Origin of the sequence: Pseudomonas sp. GM18 (genome assembly GCF_000282195.1) — a bacterium.
Classification (GTDB): Bacteria; Pseudomonadota; Gammaproteobacteria; order Pseudomonadales; family Pseudomonadaceae; genus Aquipseudomonas.
In genome coordinates, this window is record NZ_AKJT01000068.1 from 1 (window position 1) to 1599 (window position 1599).

Consider the following 1599-nt stretch of genomic DNA (forward strand, 5'->3'; position numbering starts at 1 on the left):
CCGGATTCACGACGGCTTCGCCGCCGAACGCAGCCTCGCAAGCTCGACAGCTGCTACGGCCGAACGCGGCGTTCGACAGCTGCTACTGAAACGGTCGATAGGCCGCCATTTTTTGAACAAGTTGAAGATGAGAGAAACAATGAAACCACGTGCCCGCGATCTGAACATCCAGTTTGGCCAACTGCAACCCGGCCCCCTCAACGCCATCACTGATGTGCCCGGCGTACGGGTCGGCCACAGCAATGTGCGAGGTCGCACCGCCAACGGTCGCGACATTCACACCGGCGTCACGCTGATCGAGCCCCGTGCCGGTTCCACCAATCAACAGCCGTGCTTCGCCGGCGTCCATGTGCTCAACGGCAATGGCGATGCCACGGGGCTGGAGTGGATTCGTGAGGCCGGCCTGCTGACCAGCCCGATCGCCTTCACCAACACCCACAGCCTGGGCGTAGTGCGTGATGCGCTGATTGAACTGGATCGTCAGGACCAGCCCGACGACGGGCGTCTTTACTGGAACATGCCGGTGGTGCTGGAAACGTTCGACGGTTTGCTCAGCGACATCAACGGCTTTCATGTGCGCCCTGAACATGTGGCCGAAGCTTTGCGTACAGCGGTCGGCGGCCCGGTCATCGAAGGCGCCGTGGGCGGCGGCAGCGGGATGATCTGTCATGAATTCAAGGGCGGGATCGGCACCGCATCGCGACGGCTGAACGTAGCGCAGGGAGGCTGGACCGTCGGTGCGATCGTCCAGGCCAACCACGGCATTCGCAACGAGTTGCGCGTCGATGGTTACCCGGTGGGACGGTACATGGAACAGGCCGATTCGCCTTTCCTCAAAGCTTCCCTGCCGCACCCGGGCATGGGCTCCATCGTCGTCTGCCTGGCCACCGACGCGCCGCTTTTGCCGCACCAATGCACACGCCTCGCGCAACGTGCCAGCCTCGGCCTGGCCCGCACCGGCGGCGGCAACGAAGACCACAGCGGCGACATCTTCGTGGCCTTCGCCACCGGTAATCAACACGTGCCGCCGGCCGCTTATCAAGGCAAAGGCGCGCCCACCTGCGACCACCTGAGCATGGTCAACAACGACCACATCAGCGAACTGTTCCTGGCCGCCACCGAAGCCGTGGAAGAAGCGATCATCAATGCCTTGCTCGCCGCCAACACCACCGAAGGCAACGGTCATACCGTGCCCGGTCTGGACGCCGACACCTTGCTCAAGGCGTTGCGCCAGGCCGGTTGGCCGGGGGCAGCAGACTAATGGTACTTGAGTGCTAAACCGCGGCTTCCTACGATAGTGATACGCAGCGGTTGGAGGTTTAGGCCGTTGCGTAGGTGGTGGGTGAACTGAACCCCAATAAGCCCACCACTTGTTTCATGCGCATCTTGAGCCTCTGGGCTCTACTTCCTCCCCATCAAAGAGCTTTGAGGCTCTTTTTTTGCCTGTAAAAATTCCAGCGCCCCTAAAAATGCTGCTCAGGTAATGCGATCTGTAGCAGCTGTCGAGCTTGCGAGGCTGCGTTCGGCTGCGCAGCAGTCGTAAGTCCGGCTGACGCGGTCTGCCTGACACACCGCAACCTCTGGTTTGACGACTGCTGC

Annotated in this window: 1 protein-coding gene; it reads left to right on the forward strand. The window is 61.7% G+C overall.

The window, feature by feature from the left end; genetic code table 11:
* Nucleotides 1-139 precede the first annotated feature (139 nt).
* On the forward strand, nucleotides 140-1261 hold the full coding sequence (locus PMI21_RS11165) for a DmpA family aminopeptidase (protein ID WP_033064073.1): 1122 nt from the start codon (nucleotides 140-142) through the stop codon (nucleotides 1259-1261).
* Nucleotides 1262-1599 lie beyond the last annotated feature (338 nt).